14 protein-coding genes, 4 tRNA genes and 2 rRNA genes (1 of these 20 cut by a window edge) are annotated in these 20,245 nt (G+C 55.1%); all 20 read right to left on the reverse strand.

What is annotated here, in order from left to right; genetic code table 11:
- Window positions 1-10: 10 nt before the first annotated feature.
- Entirely contained in the window at window positions 11-484 is a 474-nt protein-coding gene (gene rpsG, locus BXA01_RS13035; protein WP_016772941.1) for a 30S ribosomal protein S7, read from the reverse strand.
- 107 nt (window positions 485-591) lie between these two features.
- Window positions 592-963 carry a 30S ribosomal protein S12 gene (rpsL, locus tag BXA01_RS13040; protein WP_003186084.1) on the reverse strand — a complete coding sequence of 124 codons (372 nt, stop codon included), beginning with the start codon at window positions 961-963 and terminating at the stop codon, window positions 592-594.
- Between the two features lie 216 nt (window positions 964-1,179).
- Window positions 1,180-5,379 (reverse strand): DNA-directed RNA polymerase subunit beta', encoded by a 4,200-nt coding sequence (rpoC, locus tag BXA01_RS13045; RefSeq protein WP_016772940.1) that lies wholly within the window; start codon window positions 5,377-5,379, stop codon window positions 1,180-1,182.
- A gap of 64 nt (window positions 5,380-5,443) precedes the next feature.
- Window positions 5,444-9,517 (reverse strand): DNA-directed RNA polymerase subunit beta, encoded by a 4,074-nt coding sequence (gene rpoB / locus BXA01_RS13050; protein WP_076564323.1) that lies wholly within the window; start codon window positions 9,515-9,517, stop codon window positions 5,444-5,446.
- 221 nt (window positions 9,518-9,738) lie between these two features.
- Window positions 9,739-10,104 (reverse strand): 50S ribosomal protein L7/L12, encoded by a 366-nt coding sequence (gene rplL / locus BXA01_RS13055; protein ID WP_007962228.1) that lies wholly within the window; start codon window positions 10,102-10,104, stop codon window positions 9,739-9,741.
- Between the two features lie 73 nt (window positions 10,105-10,177).
- On the reverse strand, window positions 10,178-10,678 hold the full coding sequence (rplJ, locus tag BXA01_RS13060; RefSeq protein ID WP_008081912.1) for a 50S ribosomal protein L10: 501 nt from the start codon (window positions 10,676-10,678) through the stop codon (window positions 10,178-10,180).
- Window positions 10,679-10,876: 198 nt separating this feature from the next.
- Window positions 10,877-11,572 (reverse strand): 50S ribosomal protein L1, encoded by a 696-nt coding sequence (gene rplA, locus BXA01_RS13065; RefSeq protein ID WP_024014523.1) that lies wholly within the window; start codon window positions 11,570-11,572, stop codon window positions 10,877-10,879.
- Entirely contained in the window at window positions 11,572-12,003 is a 432-nt protein-coding gene (rplK, locus tag BXA01_RS13070; RefSeq protein WP_003176435.1) for a 50S ribosomal protein L11, read from the reverse strand. Before rplK ends, rplA begins: the two co-directional genes overlap by 1 nt.
- A gap of 118 nt (window positions 12,004-12,121) precedes the next feature.
- On the reverse strand, window positions 12,122-12,655 hold the full coding sequence (gene nusG, locus BXA01_RS13075) for a transcription termination/antitermination protein NusG (RefSeq protein ID WP_007957598.1): 534 nt from the start codon (window positions 12,653-12,655) through the stop codon (window positions 12,122-12,124).
- Window positions 12,656-12,664: 9 nt separating this feature from the next.
- Window positions 12,665-13,033, reverse strand: coding sequence for a preprotein translocase subunit SecE (gene secE, locus BXA01_RS13080; RefSeq protein ID WP_016772937.1), 369 nt, complete (start codon window positions 13,031-13,033; stop codon window positions 12,665-12,667).
- Between the two features lie 45 nt (window positions 13,034-13,078).
- Window positions 13,079-13,154, reverse strand: a tRNA-Trp gene (locus BXA01_RS13085).
- A gap of 53 nt (window positions 13,155-13,207) precedes the next feature.
- The gene (tuf, locus tag BXA01_RS13090; protein WP_064361246.1) at window positions 13,208-14,401 is read right to left on the reverse strand and encodes an elongation factor Tu; all 1,194 of its coding nucleotides are present in this window, start codon (window positions 14,399-14,401) and stop codon (window positions 13,208-13,210) included.
- An 85-nt stretch (window positions 14,402-14,486) separates the two neighbouring features.
- Window positions 14,487-14,562: transfer RNA gene (locus BXA01_RS13095), tRNA-Thr, on the reverse strand.
- A 26-nt stretch (window positions 14,563-14,588) separates the two neighbouring features.
- Window positions 14,589-14,662: transfer RNA gene (locus tag BXA01_RS13100), tRNA-Gly, on the reverse strand.
- A 25-nt stretch (window positions 14,663-14,687) separates the two neighbouring features.
- A tRNA-Tyr gene (locus tag BXA01_RS13105) sits at window positions 14,688-14,772 on the reverse strand.
- A gap of 142 nt (window positions 14,773-14,914) precedes the next feature.
- Window positions 14,915-15,346: a hypothetical protein gene (locus tag BXA01_RS13110; protein ID WP_076564324.1), complete on the reverse strand. Its 432-nt coding sequence runs from the start codon at window positions 15,344-15,346 to the stop codon at window positions 14,915-14,917.
- A 7-nt stretch (window positions 15,347-15,353) separates the two neighbouring features.
- A complete protein-coding gene (locus BXA01_RS13115) occupies window positions 15,354-16,106 on the reverse strand; it encodes a pantothenate kinase (RefSeq protein WP_076564325.1) in 753 nt (250 codons plus the stop codon).
- Window positions 16,096-17,049: a bifunctional biotin--[acetyl-CoA-carboxylase] ligase/biotin operon repressor BirA gene (birA, locus tag BXA01_RS13120; RefSeq protein ID WP_076564326.1), complete on the reverse strand. Its 954-nt coding sequence runs from the start codon at window positions 17,047-17,049 to the stop codon at window positions 16,096-16,098. Before birA ends, BXA01_RS13115 begins: the two co-directional genes overlap by 11 nt.
- Before the next feature lie 132 nt (window positions 17,050-17,181).
- Window positions 17,182-17,297 (reverse strand): 5S ribosomal RNA (gene rrf, locus BXA01_RS13125).
- Between the two features lie 156 nt (window positions 17,298-17,453).
- Window positions 17,454-20,245 (reverse strand): 23S ribosomal RNA (locus BXA01_RS13130) (it continues 102 nt past the right edge of the window).

Here is a 20,245-nt window from a genome sequence, read left to right on the forward strand (position 1 = left end):
GAAGCTAAAATTAGAAGCGGTAGTGCGAGAAAGCTTTGTTAGCTTCGGCCATACGGTGCACGTCTTCACGCTTCTTAACAGCAGCACCTTTACCTTCAGCAGCATCCAGCAGTTCGCCAGCCAAACGCAGAGCCATAGACTTCTCGCCGCGCTTACGGGCGAAGTCTACCAACCAGCGCATTGCCAGAGCGTTACGACGGGAAGGACGAACCTCGACCGGAACCTGGTAAGTAGCACCACCAACGCGGCGCGACTTCACTTCGACCAGCGGAGCGATGGCGTCGAGTGCTTTTTCGAAGAGTTCCAGGGGATCGGTGCCAGCCTTACGGGCCGCAACGGTTTCCAGGGCACCATAAACGATACGCTCGGCAACGGCTTTCTTGCCGCTTTCCATAACGTGGTTCATGAATTTGGCGAGGATCTGGCTTCCGTATTTCGGATCGTCCAGAATCTCACGCTTTGCTGCTACGCGACGTCTTGGCATGATAAGCCCTCAAGCGGTCTTCAGGTTAGCTCGGGACAGATCCAGAGGATGCGTGCCCGACCTTACTCTTATCGACTCAATAAAATAAAAATCTGCAAAACGGCCGATTACTTCGGACGCTTGGTACCGTACTTCGAACGACCCTGGTTACGGCCTTTAACGCCGGAAGTATCCAAGGAGCCGCGAACGGTGTGGTAACGAACACCTGGCAAGTCTTTTACACGACCGCCGCGGATCAGTACCACGCTGTGCTCTTGCAGGTTGTGGCCTTCACCACCGATGTACGAGGAAACCTCGAAACCGTTGGTCAGACGCACACGGCATACTTTACGCAGTGCCGAGTTAGGTTTTTTCGGCGTGGTGGTGTACACACGGGTGCACACGCCACGACGTTGCGGGCAGTTCTGCAGCGCAGGTACGTCGGATTTCTCGACGATACGCTTACGCGGCTGACGTACCAGCTGGTTGATAGTTGCCATCTACTAGCTCCACTGTTGTCTTGCGACGCTATTGTCTTGCAAGAAAAGCAAAATGGCAGGAACGAATTCCCGCCAAATTTAGGGGATCAAGAGTCTAAAGAGGATCTTGATTCCAGTCAAGGCAAGGCCCCGACCTCCCCGCCCATCGAACCTTGACTTGATGTCTCGATTCGACGAACGGAGCGATCAGGGCCTCACGCTCGTTTATCGCAGAACTCAGTTACCGCTCGAGTTCAGCGCTTCGGTCAGTGCAGCTTCCACTTCACTGGCGCTTACGCGCAACGGCTTGTCGGCATCACGGCGACGCTTGCGCTCGCTGTGATAGGCAAGACCGGTACCGGCCGGGATCAGACGACCCACGACTACGTTTTCTTTCAGGCCGCGCAGGTAATCGCGCTTGCCGGTGACTGCCGCTTCGGTCAGTACGCGAGTGGTTTCCTGGAAGGAAGCCGCCGAGATGAACGATTCGGTGGACAACGACGCCTTGGTGATACCCAGCAGAACGCGAGTGAACTTGGAGACAAACTTGTCTTCCGCGCTCAGACGCTCGTTCTCTACCAGAACGTGAGTCAGTTCCATCTGGTCGCCCTTGATGAAGCTGGAATCGCCGGACTCGGAGATCTCAACTTTACGCAGCATCTGACGCAGGATGGTCTCGATGTGCTTGTCGTTGATCTTCACGCCTTGCAGACGATAAACGTCCTGGATCTCGTTGACGATGTACTTGGCCAGCGCGCTTACACCCAGCAGACGCAGGATGTCGTGCGGATCGCTTGGACCGTCGGAGATAACTTCGCCGCGGTTTACCTGTTCGCCTTCGAAGACGTTCAGGTGACGCCACTTCGGAATCAGCTCTTCGTACGGATCGCTACCGTCGTTCGGGGTAATGACCAGACGGCGCTTGCCTTTGGTCTCTTTACCGAACGCGATGGTGCCGCTGACTTCAGCCAGAATCGACGCTTCTTTCGGACGACGGGCTTCGAACAGGTCAGCAACACGCGGCAGACCACCGGTGATGTCACGGGTCTTCGAAGTTTCCTGCGGGATACGAGCGATAACATCACCGATCGCAATCTTCGCACCGTCAGCCACACCGACCAGGGCGTTGGCTGGCAGGAAGTACTGAGCGATAACGTCAGTGCCTGGCAGCAACAGATCCTTGCCGTTGTCGTCGACCATCTTCACTGCTGGACGGATTTCCTTACCGGCAGCTGGACGATCTTTCGCGTCAAGTACTTCAATGTTGGTCATACCGGTCAATTCGTCAGTCTGACGCTTGATCGTGATGCCTTCTTCCATGCCCACGTAGGTCACGGTACCTTTCATTTCGGTAACGATCGGGTGAGTGTGCGGATCCCACTTGGCCACGATTGCGCCAGCGTCGACCTTGTCACCTTCCTTAACCGAAATCACAGCACCGTACGGCAGCTTGTAACGCTCGCGCTCACGACCGAAGTCGTCCGCGATTGCCAGCTCACCGGAACGGGACACAGCAACCAGATGGCCATCCACTCGCTCAACGTGCTTCAGGTTGTGCAGACGGACGGTACCGCCATTCTTCACCTGAACGCTGTCGGCTGCGGAAGTACGGCTTGCCGCACCACCAATGTGGAACGTACGCATGGTCAGCTGGGTACCCGGCTCACCGATGGACTGGGCAGCGATAACGCCGACCGCTTCACCGATGTTCACCTGGTGACCACGAGCCAGATCACGGCCGTAGCACTTGGCGCAGATACCGTAGCGGGTTTCGCAGCTGATCGGCGAACGCACGATCACTTCGTCGATGCTGTTCAGCTCGATGAACTCGACCCACTTCTCGTCAACCAGAGTGCCAGCAGGAACGATAACGTCCTCGGTACCCGGCTTGAACACGTCACGGGCAATCACACGACCCAATACGCGCTCACCCAACGGTTCTACAACGTCACCGCCTTCAATGTGCGGAGTCATCAGCAGACCGTGTTCGGTGCCGCAATCGATCTCGGTTACTACCAGATCCTGCGCCACGTCTACCAGACGACGAGTCAGGTAACCGGAGTTCGCAGTTTTCAACGCGGTATCCGCCAGACCTTTACGAGCACCGTGAGTCGAGATGAAGTACTGAAGTACGCTCAGACCTTCACGGAAGTTCGCAGTAATCGGCGTTTCAATGATGGAACCGTCCGGCTTGGCCATCAGACCACGCATACCGGCCAGCTGACGAATCTGTGCTGCGGAACCCCGCGCACCCGAGTCGGCCATCATGTACATCGAGTTGAAAGACTCTTGGTCGACTTCGTCGCCGTGACGGTCGATGACTTTCTCTTTCGAGAGGTTGGCCATCATCGCCTTGGAAACTTCGTCGTTCGCTTTCGACCAGAGGTCGATCACTTTGTTGTACTTCTCGCCCTGGGTTACCAGGCCGGAGGCGTACTGGCTCTCGATCTCTTTCACTTCGTCGGTGGCTGCACCGATGATGCGGGCTTTTTCATCCGGGATAACGAAGTCGTTAACACCGATGGAAACGCCGGAGATGGTCGAGTAAGCGAAACCGGTGTACATCAACTGGTCAGCGAAGATCACGGTCTCTTTCAGACCAACCACGCGGTAGCACTGGTTGATCAGCTTGGAGATCGCCTTTTTCTTCATCGGCAGGTTGACGACGTCGAACGACAGACCTTTCGGCACAACCTGGAACAGCAGCGCACGGCCGACAGTGGTGTCGACGATACGGGTACCGCTCACGCTGTTGCCGTCACGGTCGTTGACGGTTTCGTTGATACGAACCTTGACCTTGGCGTGCAGTGCGGCTTCGCCGGCACGGAACACACGGTCGACTTCCTGCAGATCCGCGAACACACGACCTTCGCCCTTGGCGTTGATCGCTTCACGAGTCATGTAGTACAGACCCAATACAACGTCCTGCGACGGAACGATGATTGGCTCACCGTTGGCTGGCGACAGGATGTTGTTGGTCGACATCATCAACGCACGCGCTTCGAGCTGGGCTTCCAGTGTCAGCGGTACGTGCACGGCCATTTGGTCGCCGTCGAAGTCGGCGTTGTACGCGGCGCAGACCAGAGGGTGCAGCTGGATAGCCTTACCTTCGATCAGTACCGGTTCAAACGCCTGGATACCCAGACGGTGAAGGGTCGGTGCACGGTTGAGAAGAACCGGGTGTTCGCGAATCACTTCAGCAAGAACGTCCCAAACCTCTGGCAGTTCGCGCTCGACCATTTTCTTGGCCGCTTTGATGGTGGTCGCCAGACCACGCATTTCCAGCTTGCCGAAAATGAACGGCTTGAACAGCTCGAGAGCCATCTTCTTCGGCAGACCGCACTGGTGCAGACGCAGGGTCGGGCCTACGGTAATTACCGAACGACCGGAGTAGTCAACACGCTTACCGAGCAAGTTCTGACGGAAACGACCTTGCTTACCCTTGATCATGTCAGCCAGGGATTTCAGAGGACGCTTGTTAGAACCGGTGATAGCGCGGCCACGACGACCGTTGTCGAGCAATGCATCGACCGCTTCCTGCAACATACGCTTTTCGTTGCGCACGATGATGTCCGGAGCGGACAGATCCAGCAGGCGCTTCAAACGATTGTTACGGTTGATCACTCGACGATACAGATCGTTGAGATCGGAGGTCGCGAAACGACCGCCATCCAGCGGGACCAGTGGACGCAGATCTGGCGGCAGAACCGGCAGAACGGTCAGCACCATCCACTCTGGCAGGTTGCCGGAACCCTGGAAGGCTTCCATCAACTTCAGTCGCTTGGACAGCTTCTTGATCTTGGTTTCCGAGTTGGTTTGCGGAATCTCTTCGCGCAGACGGCCAATCTCGTGCTCCAGGTCGATAGCGTGCAGCAGTTCACGGACAGCTTCGGCACCCATGCGGGCGTCGAAATCGTCACCGAACTCTTCCAGCGCTTCGAAGTACTGCTCGTCGTTCAGCAGCTGACCTTTTTCAAGGGTGGTCATGCCTGGATCGATAACGACATAGCTCTCGAAGTAGAGAACGCGCTCGATATCACGCAGGGTCATGTCCATCAGCAGGCCGATACGCGACGGCAGCGATTTCAGGAACCAGATGTGGGCAACCGGCGAAGCCAGTTCGATGTGCGCCATGCGCTCACGACGAACCTTGGCCAGTGCAACTTCAACGCCGCACTTCTCGCAGATCACACCACGGTGCTTCAAGCGCTTGTACTTACCGCACAGGCACTCGTAATCCTTTACCGGGCCAAAGATCTTGGCGCAGAACAGGCCGTCACGCTCGGGTTTGAACGTACGGTAGTTGATGGTTTCCGGCTTTTTAACTTCACCGAACGACCACGAACGGATCATCTCCGGCGAGGCCAATCCGATACGGATGGCGTCGAACTCTTCGACTTGACCCTGGTTTTTCAGCAAATTCAGTAGGTCTTTCAAGGCCTTTCCTCCTGGCGGAGCAGAGAGCGGGCAATCCTGCCCCGCTCTCGATTCGCGTCACGTGTTATTCGGTTTCCAGATCGATATCGATGCCGAGGGAACGAATTTCCTTGATCAACACGTTGAAGGACTCGGGCATGCCCGGCTCCATACGGTGATCGCCATCCACGATGTTCTTGTACATCTTGGTACGGCCGTTCACATCGTCCGACTTCACTGTGAGCATTTCTTGCAGAGTGTAAGCAGCACCGTATGCTTCCAGTGCCCAGACCTCCATCTCCCCGAAACGCTGACCACCGAACTGCGCCTTACCACCCAGCGGCTGCTGGGTAACCAGGCTGTAAGAACCGGTAGAACGCGCGTGCATCTTGTCGTCTACCAAGTGGTTCAGCTTCAGCATGTACATGTAGCCAACGGTAACTGGACGCTCGAACTTGTTGCCGGTACGGCCGTCGGTCAGTTGCATCTGGCCGCTTTCCGGCAGGTCTGCCAGTTTCAGCATGGCCTTGATTTCGCTTTCCTTGGCGCCGTCGAACACTGGAGTGGCCATTGGAACGCCGCCACGCAGGTTGTTCGCCAGATCAAGGATTTCCTGATCGGAGAAGCTGTCCAGATCTTCGTTACGACCGCCGATCTGGTTGTAGATCTCGTCCAGGAAAGTGCGCAGTTCAGCGACTTTACGCTGCTCTTCGACCATCCGGTTGATCTTCTCGCCCAGACCTTTGGCCGCGAGGCCCAGGTGGGTTTCGAGAATCTGACCAACGTTCATACGCGAAGGTACGCCCAGCGGGTTGAGGACCACGTCGACCGGGGTGCCATTGGCATCGTGCGGCATGTCTTCAACCGGCATGATCACGGAGACCACACCCTTGTTACCATGACGACCGGCCATCTTGTCGCCCGGCTGGATGCGGCGACGGATTGCCAGGTAAACCTTGACGATTTTCAGCACGCCTGGAGCCAGGTCATCGCCCTGCTGCAGTTTGCGCTTCTTGTCTTCGAACTTGTCGTCCAGCAGACGGCGACGATCAACGATATAGGCCTGAGCCTTCTCGAGCTGCTCGTTCAGAGCATCTTCAGCCATGCGCAGTTTGAACCACTGGCCGTGCTCAAGACCGTCGAGTACTTCGTCGGTGATGTCCTGACCTTTCTTCAGGCCGGCGCCGCCTTCGGCCTTGTGGCCTACCAGTGCGGAACGCAGACGTTCGAAAGTCGCGCCTTCAACGATGCGGAACTCTTCGTTCAGATCCTTGCGGATCTCGTCCAGCTGGGACTTCTCGATCGACAGTGCACGAGCATCACGCTCAACGCCGTCGCGGGTGAAGACCTGTACGTCGATGACAGTACCTTTGGTGCCGGTTGGCACGCGCAGGGAGGTGTCTTTAACGTCGCTGGCTTTTTCACCGAAGATTGCACGCAGCAGTTTTTCTTCCGGAGTCAGTTGGGTCTCGCCTTTCGGAGTGACCTTGCCAACCAGGATGTCGCCTGCGCCTACTTCAGCACCTACGTAAACGATACCGGCTTCGTCCAGCTTGTTCAGTGCAGCTTCACCCACGTTCGGGATGTCCGCAGTGATTTCCTCTGGGCCAAGCTTGGTGTCACGGGCCACACAGGTCAGTTCCTGAATGTGGATCGTGGTGAAACGGTCTTCCTGAACCACACGCTCGGACAGGCAGATGGAGTCTTCGAAGTTGAAGCCGTTCCATGCCATGAACGCGATGCGCATGTTCTGACCCAGTGCCAGCTCACCCATGTCGGTGGACGGGCCGTCGGCCATGATGTCGCTACGCTGAACGCGATCACCTTTACGCACCAGCGGACGCTGGTTGATGCAGGTGTTCTGGTTCGAGCGGGTGTACTTGGTCAGGTTGTAGATGTCGACACCGGCTTCACCGGTTTCAACTTCGTCATCGGCAACACGAACCACGATACGGCTGGCGTCGACGGAGTCGATCACGCCACCACGACGAGCCACGACGCAAACGCCGGAGTCACGGGCTACGTTACGCTCCATGCCGGTACCTACCAGCGGCTTGTCAGCGCGCAGAGTCGGTACAGCCTGACGCTGCATGTTCGAACCCATCAACGCACGGTTGGCGTCGTCGTGCTCGAGGAACGGAATCAGCGACGCTGCAACCGACACAACCTGCTTCGGCGAAACGTCCATCAGGGTGACGTCTTCCGGCGCCTTGACGGTGAATTCGTTCAGGTGACGCACGGCAACCAGTTCGTCGATCAGGACTTTCTGCTCGTTCATGGTCGCCGAAGCCTGCGCGATCACGTGATCGGCTTCTTCAATAGCGGACAGGAACACGATCTCGTCGGTGACCACACCCTCTTTCACCACACGGTACGGGCTTTCCAGGAAGCCGTACTGGTTGGTGCGAGCGTACGCAGCCAAGGAGTTGATCAGACCGATGTTCGGACCTTCCGGCGTTTCAATCGGGCAGACACGACCGTAGTGAGTCGGGTGTACGTCACGGACTTCGAAGCCTGCGCGCTCACGAGTCAGACCGCCAGGGCCGAGTGCAGAGACACGACGCTTGTGGGTGATCTCGGACAGCGGGTTGTTCTGGCCCATGAACTGCGACAGCTGGCTGGAACCGAAGAACTCTTTCACCGCCGCAGCCACTGGCTTGGCGTTGATCAGGTCTTGCGGCATCAGGCCTTCGCTTTCAGCCATCGACAGACGCTCTTTGACCGCACGCTCAACACGTACCAGGCCAACGCGGAACTGGTTCTCGGCCATTTCGCCTACGCAGCGAACACGACGGTTACCCAGGTGGTCGATGTCATCGACGATGCCTTTACCGTTGCGGATGTCGACCAGAGTCTTCAGGACCGCGACGATGTCTTCCTTGCACAGCACGCCCGAACCTTCGATCTCGGTACGACCGATACGACGGTTGAACTTCATCCGGCCGACCGCAGACAGGTCATAACGCTCAGGGCTGAAGAACAGGTTGTTGAACAGGGTCTCGGCAGCGTCTTTGGTTGGCGGCTCGCCTGGACGCATCATGCGATAGATCTCGACCAGCGCTTCCAATTGGTTGCTGGTGGAGTCGATCTTCAGTGTGTCGGAGACGAACGGACCGCAGTCGATGTCGTTGGTGTACAGGGTCTCGATGCGAACGACCTGGGCCTTGGCGATCTTTGCCAGGACTTCAGTGTTCAGCTCGGTGTTGCATTCGGCCAGGATTTCGCCGGTAGCCGGGTGCACGATAGCCTTGGCGGTGGTGCGGCCGAGGACGTAGTCCAGTGGCACGTCCAGCGTCTTGATACCGGCTTTCTCGATCTGGTTGATGTGGCGCGCGGTAATACGGCGGCCTTGCTCAACGATGACCTTGCCCTTCTCGTCCTGGATGTCCAGAACCGCAACTTCACCACGCAGGCGCGATGGCACCAGTTCCAGGCTGAGGGTTTCGCCGCTCAGGTGGAATACGTTGGTAGTGTAGAACGCGTCCAGCACTTCTTCGGTGGTGTAACCGAGTGCGCGCAGCAGTACCGAAGCCGGCAGTTTGCGACGACGGTCGATACGCACGAAGACGCAGTCTTTCGGGTCGAATTCGAAGTCCAGCCACGAACCGCGGTAAGGAATGATGCGAGCCGAGTACAGCAGTTTGCCGGAGCTGTGCGTCTTGCCGCGGTCGTGGTCGAAGAACACGCCCGGGGAACGGTGCAGCTGGGAAACGATAACACGCTCGGTACCGTTGATTACGAAGGTACCGTTCTCAGTCATCAGGGGGATTTCACCCATGTAGACTTCTTGCTCTTTGATGTCCTTGATCGCTTTGTTCGACGATTCTTTGTCGAAGATGATCAGGCGCACTTTTACCCGCAAAGGTACGGCGAAAGTTACACCGCGCAATACGCATTCTTTGACATCAAATGCCGGTTCGCCCAGGCGATAACCGACGTACTCCAGCGCAGCATTGCCGGAGTAGCTGATGATCGGGAAAACGGATTTGAAGGCCGCATGCAGGCCCACGTCGCGGAACTGATCTTTAGTCGCTCCCGCTTGCAAGAATTCACGATACGAATCCAGCTGGATGGCCAGGAGGTAAGGCACATCCATGACGTCCGGCAACTTGCTAAAGTCCTTGCGGATACGTTTTTTCTCAGTATATGAGTAAGCCATCAGCGTTCCCCAGCTTGGTCACCTGCTTGTTTGGCCCCTCCCGACGGGAGCAGCCAGAAAATCGTGCAAACCCCATGGTTTGCGCCACCGCATCGGGTGGTTACAGCGCCTTTATCAGCACCGACCCAGTCGGCTGCCAATAACGGAAAAAGGCCGGTGGCAAGAGCCACCAGCCATCAGCCTGTCGCTTGACGCTCGGGCTGGAGGAGCAAAGTCGATGCTTACTTCAGCTCGACTTTAGCGCCTGCTTCTTCCAGCTTCTTCTTGGCGTCTTCAGCCGCTTCTTTCGAAACGCCTTCAGCTACAACCTGAGGAGCGCCGTCTACTTTCTCTTTGGCTTCTTTCAGGCCCAGACCGGTCAGTTCACGAACTGCCTTGATCACGTTAACCTTCTTCTCGCCAGCTTCCAGCAGAACAACGTTGAACTCGGTTTGCTCTTCAACAGCAGCAGCAGCTACAGCTGGGCCAGCCGAAGCGGCAGCAGCGGTAACACCGAAGGTTTCTTCCATCGCTTTGATCAGCTCAACGATTTCCACTACGGATTTCTGGCCGATTGCTTCGATGATTTGTTCGTTAGTCAGAGACATGACTCAATTCCTGAATTGGGGGACGGCCTACGCGACCATCGAAATAAACAAAAAACGCGAGAAGTGACGAGCCTTAGGCTGCGGCAGCTTCTTTCTGGTCGCGAATTGCCGCCAGAGTACGAGCCAATTTGCTGGTTGCGCCTTGAATCACGCTCATCAGCTGAGAAATTGCTTCGTCACGGGTCGGCAGAGTTGCCAGTACGTCGATCTGATTAGCTGCGAGGAACTTGCCCTCGAACGCAGCTGCCTTGATCTCGAACTTGTCCTGACCCTTGGCAAACTCTTTGAAGATACGGGCAGCAGCGCCCGGATGTTCGTTCGAGAATGCAATCAGGGTCGGGCCGGTGAACACGTCGTTGAGGACACTGTATTGAGTGTCAGCAACAGCGCGCTTGAGCAGGGTGTTACGTACAACACGTACGTAAACGCCAGCTTCACGAGCCTCTTTACGGAGTCCGGTCATTGCGCCTACTGTTACGCCACGTGCATCAACCACGACAGCGGACAGAGCGACTTTGGCAGCCTCGTTGACTTCAGCGACGATGGCCTTCTTGTCTTCGAGATTAATTGCCACGGGTTTAACTCCTGCTTGTTACCGTTTCATTCGATCGGAACCGAATGTCGTTTTGGTGTCTGATTCGGTAAGGAACCGGGAGCACCATCTGCGTAGGCTTGAGGTTTAAGGCTTGCGCCGCCTACGGTCTTGGATAGCCCCCGCCAGGCAGGGACCCCAATCTTTCAATTGGCGCGACAATCCGCGCCAACCTTTGTCTTACGCGTCGAGCGAGCTCTGATCGATAACCAGACCTGGGCCCATAGTGGTGCTCAGGGTAACGCGCTTGACGTAAATACCTTTCGAGGAAGCTGGCTTGATACGCTTCAGATCAGCGATCAGGGCTTCAACGTTTTCCTTCAGCTTGACGGCGTCGAAGCCGATCTTGCCAACGGAAGTGTGGATGATGCCGTTTTTGTCGGTGCGATAACGAACCTGACCAGCCTTGGCGTTCTTGACCGCGTTGGCTACGTCTGGAGTTACGGTGCCGACTTTCGGGTTAGGCATCAGGCCACGTGGACCGAGGATCTGACCCAACTGACCCACAACGCGCATGGCATCCGGGGATGCGATCACTACGTCATAGTTCAGGTCGCCGCCTTTCATTTCGGCAGCCAGGTCGTCCATACCTACACGGTCAGCGCCGGCAGCCAGAGCGGCCTCAGCAGCTGGACCCTGGGTGAACACAGCAACGCGAACAGTCTTGCCAGTGCCGTGTGGCAGCACAGTAGCGCTACGAACAACCTGGTCGGATTTACGCGGATCTACACCCAGGTTTACAGCAACGTCGAACGACTCGCTGAACTTGACTGTCGACAGCTCGGCCAGCAGAGCAGCGGCGTCTACAATGTTGTAGGCCTTGCCTGCTTCGATTTTGCCGGCGATAGCCTTTTGACGCTTGGTCAGCTTAGCCATTACACACCCTCCACGTTAAGGCCCATGCTACGAGCAGAACCGGCGATAGTACGCACGGCTGCATCCATATCAGCTGCAGTCAGATCCGCGTTTTTGGTTTTCGCGATTTCTTCCAGCTGAGCACGGGTAACAGTGCCAACCTTAACGGTGTTCGGACGAGCGGAACCGCTGGTCAGACCGGCCGCCTTCTTCAGCAGAACCGAAGCAGGGGTGGATTTGGTTTCGAAAGTGAAGCTACGGTCGCTGTAGACAGTGATGATCACTGGAGTCGGCAGACCTGGCTCAAGACCCTGGGTACGGGCGTTGAAAGCCTTGCAGAATTCCATGATGTTCACGCCGTGCTGACCCAGAGCAGGACCAACCGGTGGACTTGGGTTAGCCTGAGCGGCCTTCACTTGCAGCTTGATGTAAGCGGTAATCTTCTTGGCCATGAGGCACTCCAATTACGGGTTCGAACGCCTCGAAAGGCTCCCCGGTTACTTGCGCGTTTATCCCAGTGACGACAAAACCCCACAGCCTAAGGCTGCGGGGTTGGGATTGCTTGCCCAGCTAGACCTTCTCGACCTGACTGAACTCGAGCTCCACCGGAGTAGAGCGACCGAAAATGAGCACTGCCACTTGGATCCGGCTCTTTTCGTAGTTAACTTCTTCCACAACGCCGTTGAAATCAGCGAATGGGCCGTCGTTGACACGCACCGTCTCACCTGGCTCGAACAATGTCTTCGGTTTAGGCTTGTCGCTACCATCAGCAACGCGACGCAGAATCGCTTCTGCCTCTTTATCGGTAATTGGTGCAGGCTTGTCGGCAGTACCTCCGATGAAACCCATCACCCGAGGAGTATCCTTGACCAAGTGCCAAGTACCCTCGTTCATATCCATCTGGACCAGCACATAGCCTGGAAAGAACTTCCGCTCGCTTTTGCGCTTCTGGCCGTTACGCATCTCTACCACTTCTTCAGTGGGAACCAGAATTTCGCCGAAGCCATCTTCCATGCCAGCCAGCTTTACGCGCTCGATCAGCGAGCGCATCACATGCTTCTCGTAACCCGAGTAAGCATGCACAACATACCAACGCTTAGCCACGGGACACCCTTAGCCGACAATCAAGGAAACAAGCCAGCCGAGCAGGGAATCAAGCCCCCACAGCAGCAACGCCATAACCAGAACAACAGCCACGACAATCAGCGTGGTCTGCGTGGTTTCTTGGCGAGTTGGCCACACGACTTTACGAATCTCGGTGCGAGCTTCCTTAACCAGTACAAAGAAAGACTTGCCCTTCGCGGTCTGCAGGCCTACAAAGGCAGCTACGGCAGCAATGGCAAGCAAAGCAAGTACACGGTACAGGATCGGCGAAGCAGCGTAATACTGATTGCCAACAACGCCAACAACCACCAAAGCGACTACTACAAGCCACTTGAGCAGATCGAAGCGAGAGCCTTGAGCTTCAGCTTTAGGAGTCATCTATGAAGATCCTGTGAAAAGAAAGCCAGACACACCGAGTGAATCTGGCAGGTCAGGAGGGAATCGAACCCCCAACCTACGGTTTTGGAGACCGTCGCTCTGCCAATTGAGCTACTGACCTAAAACAAAATCAGGCCGACCATTATGCCGGCCCGAAAAATACATTACAACCGCTTATTCGATGATTTTGGCTACGACGCCAGCGCCGACGGTACGACCGCCTTCACGGATAGCGAAACGCAGACCGTCTTCCATCGCGATGGTTTTGATCAGGGTAACAGTCATCTGAATGTTGTCACCTGGCATTACCATTTCAACGCCTTCTGGCAGCTCGCAGTTACCAGTCACGTCAGTAGTACGGAAGTAGAACTGTGGACGGTAGCCTTTGAAGAACGGAGTGTGACGACCGCCTTCTTCCTTGCTCAGAACGTAAACTTCTGCGGTGAACTTGGTGTGCGGCTTGACCGAACCTGGCTTGACCAGAACCTGGCCACGCTCAACGTCGTCACGCTTGGTACCACGCAGCAGAACGCCGCAGTTCTCGCCAGCACGACCTTCGTCGAGCAGCTTGCGGAACATTTCAACACCGGTGCAAGTAGTAACGGTGGTGTCACGCAGACCAACGATTTCCAGCGGATCCTGAACGCGAACGATACCGCGCTCGATACGACCAGTCACAACAGTACCGCGACCCGAGATCGAGAATACGTCTTCGATTGGCATCAGGAATGGCTTGTCGATCATACGAACTGGTTCTGGGATGTAGGCATCCAGAGTTTCAACCAGTTTCTTGACGGCAGTGGTGCCCATCTCGTTGTCGTCTTTGCCTTCCAGCGCCATACGAGCCGAACCGATGATGATCGGAGTGTCGTCGCCCGGGAAGTCGTAAGTCGACAGCAGGTCACGAACTTCCATCTCAACCAATTCCAGCAACTCAGCGTCGTCTACCAGGTCAGCCTTGTTCAGGAAGACCACGATGTACGGAACGCCAACCTGACGAGACAGCAGGATGTGCTCACGGGTTTGCGGCATCGGACCATCAGCGGCCGAGCAAACCAGGATAGCGCCGTCCATCTGAGCAGCACCGGTGATCATGTTCTTCACGTAGTCAGCGTGACCTGGGCAGTCAACGTGAGCGTAGTGACGGATCTTCGAGTTGTACTCAACGTGCGCGGTGTTGATGGTGATACCGCGAGCTTTTTCTTCTGGTGCGCTGTCGATCTTGTCGAAGTCAACGATTGCAGAACCGAAAACTTCGGAGCAAACGCGAGTCAGAGCAGCAGTCAGAGTGGTTTTACCGTGGTCAACGTGACCAATGGTCCCAACGTTGACGTGGGGCAGGGAACGATCAAATTTTTCCTTAGCCATCGATATCACCCTCTACAGAAGAAATTAGACAAACAATATCAACCATTAAAACAAAGGCAGATATTTTCATATCTGCCTTGTTATATGGAGCTCTTGAGCGGATTTGAACCGCTGACCTCACCCTTACCAAGGGTGTGCTCTACCAACTGAGCTACAAGAGCAAAACCCCTTGCACAACCTGCAAACTTGGAGCGGGTAGCGGGAATCGAACCCGCATCATCAGCTTGGAAGGCTGAGGTTCTACCACTAAACTATACCCGCGGAGCCTGCAGCTCACGCTTAAATCTGGTGGAGGGAGAAGGATTCGAACCTTCGAAGTCGTAGACGTCAGATTTACAGTCTGATCCCTTTGGCCGCTCGGGAACCCCTCCTAATCAGGCCGGCATTCTATATCATGCCAAGCCTCTGTCAAGCATTTTCTCATTTAAAAACCTGAGGTTAGCTGCGTTGACACACTTCACTTCGAATCCCGATTAAGGTGTTCGCTGTGGAGCGGGCGCCATTCTATGCAAACTATTGAGCAGGTGCAACCCCTTCGCACAGCATTATTTTATGTTTTAACTCATTGAATTCCTTGGAAAGGTTTTGCAACTGCTGATCGCCTAACAAACGCTGGCTGTCCGGCGCAGCTGCCAGCCAGTACCCGCTTCCGGCAGCATATTTCGGCACAGATTGCACATTGACTTTCATCGCCACCAGACGCTGTTGCAACCTGGCAATTGAATCTTCGTCAGAAAATCCACCAAGGAACAAGCACTGCTGACGCGGCGCCACCTCGCCTCTTCGACCTTCACCTGCGGTTTCGCTCAGCAGACGGATATCCTGCTGCGAACCACGATACAGATTAAGAGGCGTTACATCTTTGGCTCGCAAGGGCGCTTCCTGCTGATGCCAGACATAGTAAAAAACATTGAGTACAACCAGCAGCAGGAACAGCCAACGCATATAAACCTCAAGACAAGGGACAAGCCATCGCCAAGCCGACAAAAACCAGGTCGGGCACAACCCTGGCGTCAGGCACGACGCCTTTAACCAGCTCGGCATCCCCTCCCGTAATAAAGACGGTGAATTGCTCTTCCCAGTACGCTCGAGCCAGCTCTAATTGAGTGAGAACGAAGCCCCTCAGCATCAAAGAACAACCGCGCTCCACCGCTTCAACGGTGGTCCGTCCCGGGACGTGACTGGAAAGGGCGCGCTCTGCTGCTTCATCACCATAACGAATTTTACGGGTATGGGTGCGCAACTGGTTTCGCATCAAAGGCATACCAGGACAAATGAACCCCCCGAGATGCTCACCGTCAGCCGCGACAAAATCGGCAGTGACCGCGGTACCGAAGTCGAGAACCAGGCAAGCACTTCCGGCAGCCAGATGGAAGCCGCCGAGCATCGCCAGCCAGCGATCAAGCCCCAGACGCTCATAGTCTTCATAGCCGTTTCGAACACCGGACATCTCGCGGGCGGGTTTCGCACACACGATAGGAATACCGAACGCACGCTCAAGCATTTCGATTAAAGCGCTGGTTTCCTCGTTAGTCCTGACGCTTACCAAACGACACTTGCGCAGCGAGAGCGGCTTTATGATCTGTAGACTCTCAAGCAAAGCCTGATTGGAATCTACAACCCCTTCCGAAACCAGCCCACTCGCCGACGCATCCAGCACGCGCCATTTGATAAAACTATTGCCGCAGTCAAGCTCAAGAATCATCACGCAACCTCAGGCTGAGCTCTCCACCACTAAAGACTTTTTCAACACCATCTACAATCAAGCGCAACCCGCCTTGGTTATCAATCCCGAGCACTATCCCATCGATATGGCTGTTACCCGCGATCAACGACACGGACCGCCCCTGCCACAGGTGATTTTCCGCCCATTCTGCCTGCAGACTTGCGAACCCGTTGAGCTGGTGTTTATGGGTATAAGCTTTGAGTTGATTACTCAACTCAACCACCAGAGCATTGCGATCGCAGGCTTTCCCTGACTCCAGCTTTATAGAAGTCCATTGCTGGTCGACCTCATCGGCAACCTGCATATTCACGTTGATTCCTATACCCAATACAACATGACATACATCCGCCGGATCGCCGACGAGTTCGAGCAGGATGCCGGCTATTTTCTTGTTACCCACCAAAACATCGTTGGGCCACTTCAAACCGGCATTGGGCACGCCGGCGCTTCGCAAGGTCTGCATCACGGCCAAGCCAACAACAAGGCTCAACCCCTCAAGCTGACGCATGCCGCCATCTATTCGAAGAACCAGGCTGTAATAAAGATTTTCCGCAAATGGGCTCACCCACTTGCGGCCTCGACGACCACGGCCTGCCAATTGTCGCTCCGCGAGCACCAAAAACGGCGCGGGGGCGCCCTCACTGATGGAGCGCAGAGCTTCGGCATTTGTCGAGTCGACGGAGTCGAACACACGCACCGGCCATTGAGGCATTTTCCTGAATATTTCACGAGGATCAAGGAGCGTCAGAGGCGTAGACAATTGATATCCGCGACCGCGAACTTTATGGATCGACAGGCCAAGTTCAGCTTCAAGCTGTTGTAGCTGCTTCCATACAGCACTTCGGCTTATTCCCAGGGCAACGCCCAGGTCCTGTCCGGAATGGAATCGTCCATCCTTCAGTAGATTCAACAACGTCAGCATGCAGGTATCGCCTCACAATGAGGCCCGCATAATAGCCATGCCCCGGGCCGTTGCATAGAAATCAAGCGGACACATTTTTCGCAGGCAAAACAAAACCCCAACTGCTTTCGCAATTGGGGTTTCGGAATTTAATCTTGACGATGACCTACTCTCACATGGGGAAACCCCACACTACCATCGGCGATGCATCGTTTCACTGCTGAGTTCGGGATGGGATCAGGTGGTTCCAACGCTCTATGGTCGTCAAGAAATTCGGGTACTGACTCGTGACCAGATGGCCTCGCTTCAGCAAATTGGGTATGTGACAGCTTTCGGTGTTTGTGCGTTTCGAACTTTCGGTTCGTTTCGTCTTCACACACCGCAATCTGGTGCCTTCTCAGGTCAGCAAATTGCTTGGGTGTTATATGGTCAAGCCTCACGGGCAATTAGTATTGGTTAGCTCAACGCCTCACAGCGCTTACACACCCAACCTATCAACGTCGTAGTCTTCGACGGCCCTTCAGGGAACTCAAGGTTCCAGTGAGATCTCATCTTGAGGCAAGTTTCCCGCTTAGATGCTTTCAGCGGTTATCTTTCCCGAACATAGCTACCCGGCAATGCCACTGGCGTGACAACCGGAACACCAGAGGTTCGTCCACTCCGGTCCTCTCGTACTAGGAGCAGCCCCTCTCAAATCTCAAACGTCCACGGCAGATAGGGACCGAACTGTCTCACGACGTTCTAAACCCAGCTCGCGTACCACTTTAAATGGCGAACAGCCATACCCTTGGGACCGGCTTCAGCCCCAGGATGTGATGAGCCGACATCGAGGTGCCAAACACCGCCGTCGATATGAACTCTTGGGCGGTATCAGCCTGTTATCCCCGGAGTACCTTTTATCCGTTGAGCGATGGCCCTTCCATACAGAACCACCGGATCACTAAGACCTACTTTCGTACCTGCTCGACGTGTCTGTCTCGCAGTCAAGCGCGCTTTTGCCTTTATACTCTACGACCGATTTCCGACCGGTCTGAGCGCACCTTCGTACTCCTCCGTTACTCTTTAGGAGGAGACCGCCCCAGTCAAACTACCCACCATACACTGTCCTCGATCCGGATAACGGACCTGAGTTAGAACCTCAAAGTTGCCAGGGTGGTATTTCAAGGATGGCTCCACGCGAACTGGCGTCCACGCTTCAAAGCCTCCCACCTATCCTACACAAGCAAATTCAAAGTCCAGTGCAAAGCTATAGTAAAGGTTCACGGGGTCTTTCCGTCTAGCCGCGGATACACTGCATCTTCACAGCGATTTCAATTTCACTGAGTCTCGGGTGGAGACAGCGCCGCCATCGTTACGCCATTCGTGCAGGTCGGAACTTACCCGACAAGGAATTTCGCTACCTTAGGACCGTTATAGTTACGGCCGCCGTTTACCGGGGCTTCGATCAAGAGCTTCGCGTTAGCTAACCCCATCAATTAACCTTCCGGCACCGGGCAGGCGTCACACCCTATACGTCCACTTTCGTGTTTGCAGAGTGCTGTGTTTTTAATAAACAGTCGCAGCGGCCTGGTATCTTCGACCGGCATGAGCTTACGGAGCAAGTCCTTCACCCTCACCGGCGCACCTTCTCCCGAAGTTACGGTGCCATTTTGCCTAGTTCCTTCACCCGAGTTCTCTCAAGCGCCTTGGTATTCTCTACCCAACCACCTGTGTCGGTTTGGGGTACGGTTCCTGGTTACCTGAAGCTTAGAAGCTTTTCTTGGAAGCATGGCATCAACCACTTCGTGTTCTAAAAGAACACTCGTCATCAGCTCTCGGCCTTAAGATCCCGGATTTACCTAAGATCTCAGCCTACCACCTTAAACTTGGACAACCAACGCCAAGCTGGCCTAGCCTTCTCCGTCCCTCCATCGCAATAACCAGAAGTACAGGAATATTAACCTGTTTTCCATCGACTACGCTTTTCAGCCTCGCCTTAGGGACCGACTAACCCTGCGTCGATTAACGTTGCGCAGGAAACCTTGGTCTTTCGGCGTGGGTGTTTTTCACACCCATTGTCGTTACTCATGTCAGCATTCGCACTTCTGATACCTCCAGCAAGCTTCTCAACTCACCTTCACAGGCTTACAGAACGCTCCTCTACCGCATCACTCGAAGGTGATACCCGTAGCTTCGGTGTATGGTTTGAGCCCCGTTACATCTTCCGCGCAGGCCGACTCGACTAGTGAGCTATTACGCTTTCTTTAAAGGGTGGCTGCTTCTAAGCCAACCTCCTAGCTGTCTAAGCCTTCCCACATCGTTTCCCACTTAACCATAACTTTGGGACCTTAGCTGACGGTCTGGGTTGTTTCCCTTTTCACGACGGACGTTAGCACCCGCCGTGTGTCTCCCATGCTCGGCACTTGTAGGTATTCGGAGTTTGCATCGGTTTGGTAAGTCGGGATGACCCCCTAGCCGAAACAGTGCTCTACCCCCTACAGTGATACATGAGGCGCTACCTAAATAGCTTTCGAGGAGAACCAGCTATCTCCGAGCTTGATTAGCCTTTCACTCCGATCCACAGGTCATCCGCTAACTTTTCAACGGTAGTCGGTTCGGTCCTCCAGTCAGTGTTACCTAACCTTCAACCTGCCCATGGATAGATCGCCCGGTTTCGGGTCTATTCCCAGCGACTAGACGCCCTATTAAGACTCGCTTTCGCTACGCCTCCCCTATTCGGTTAAGCTCGCCACTGAAAATAAGTCGCTGACCCATTATACAAAAGGTACGCAGTCACAGAACAAAGTCTGCTCCCACTGCTTGTACGCATACGGTTTCAGGATCTATTTCACTCCCCTCTCCGGGGTTCTTTTCGCCTTTCCCTCACGGTACTAGTTCACTATCGGTCAGTCAGTAGTATTTAGCCTTGGAGGATGGTCCCCCCATATTCAGACAAAGTTTCTCGTGCTCCGTCCTACTCGATTTCATGACCAAGAGATTTTCGCGTACAGGGCTATCACCCACTATGGCCGCACTTTCCAGAGCGTTCCGCTAATCTCAAAGCCACTTAAGGGCTAGTCCCCGTTCGCTCGCCACTACTAAGGGAATCTCGGTTGATTTCTTTTCCTCAGGGTACTTAGATGTTTCAGTTCCCCTGGTTCGCCTCTTGCACCTATGTATTCAGTACAAGATAACCATCTTATGATGGCTGGGTTCCCCCATTCAGACATCTCCGGAT

Source organism: Pseudomonas sp. B10 (genome assembly GCF_900156235.1).
Taxonomy (GTDB): Bacteria; Pseudomonadota; Gammaproteobacteria; order Pseudomonadales; family Pseudomonadaceae; genus Aquipseudomonas; species Aquipseudomonas siliginis.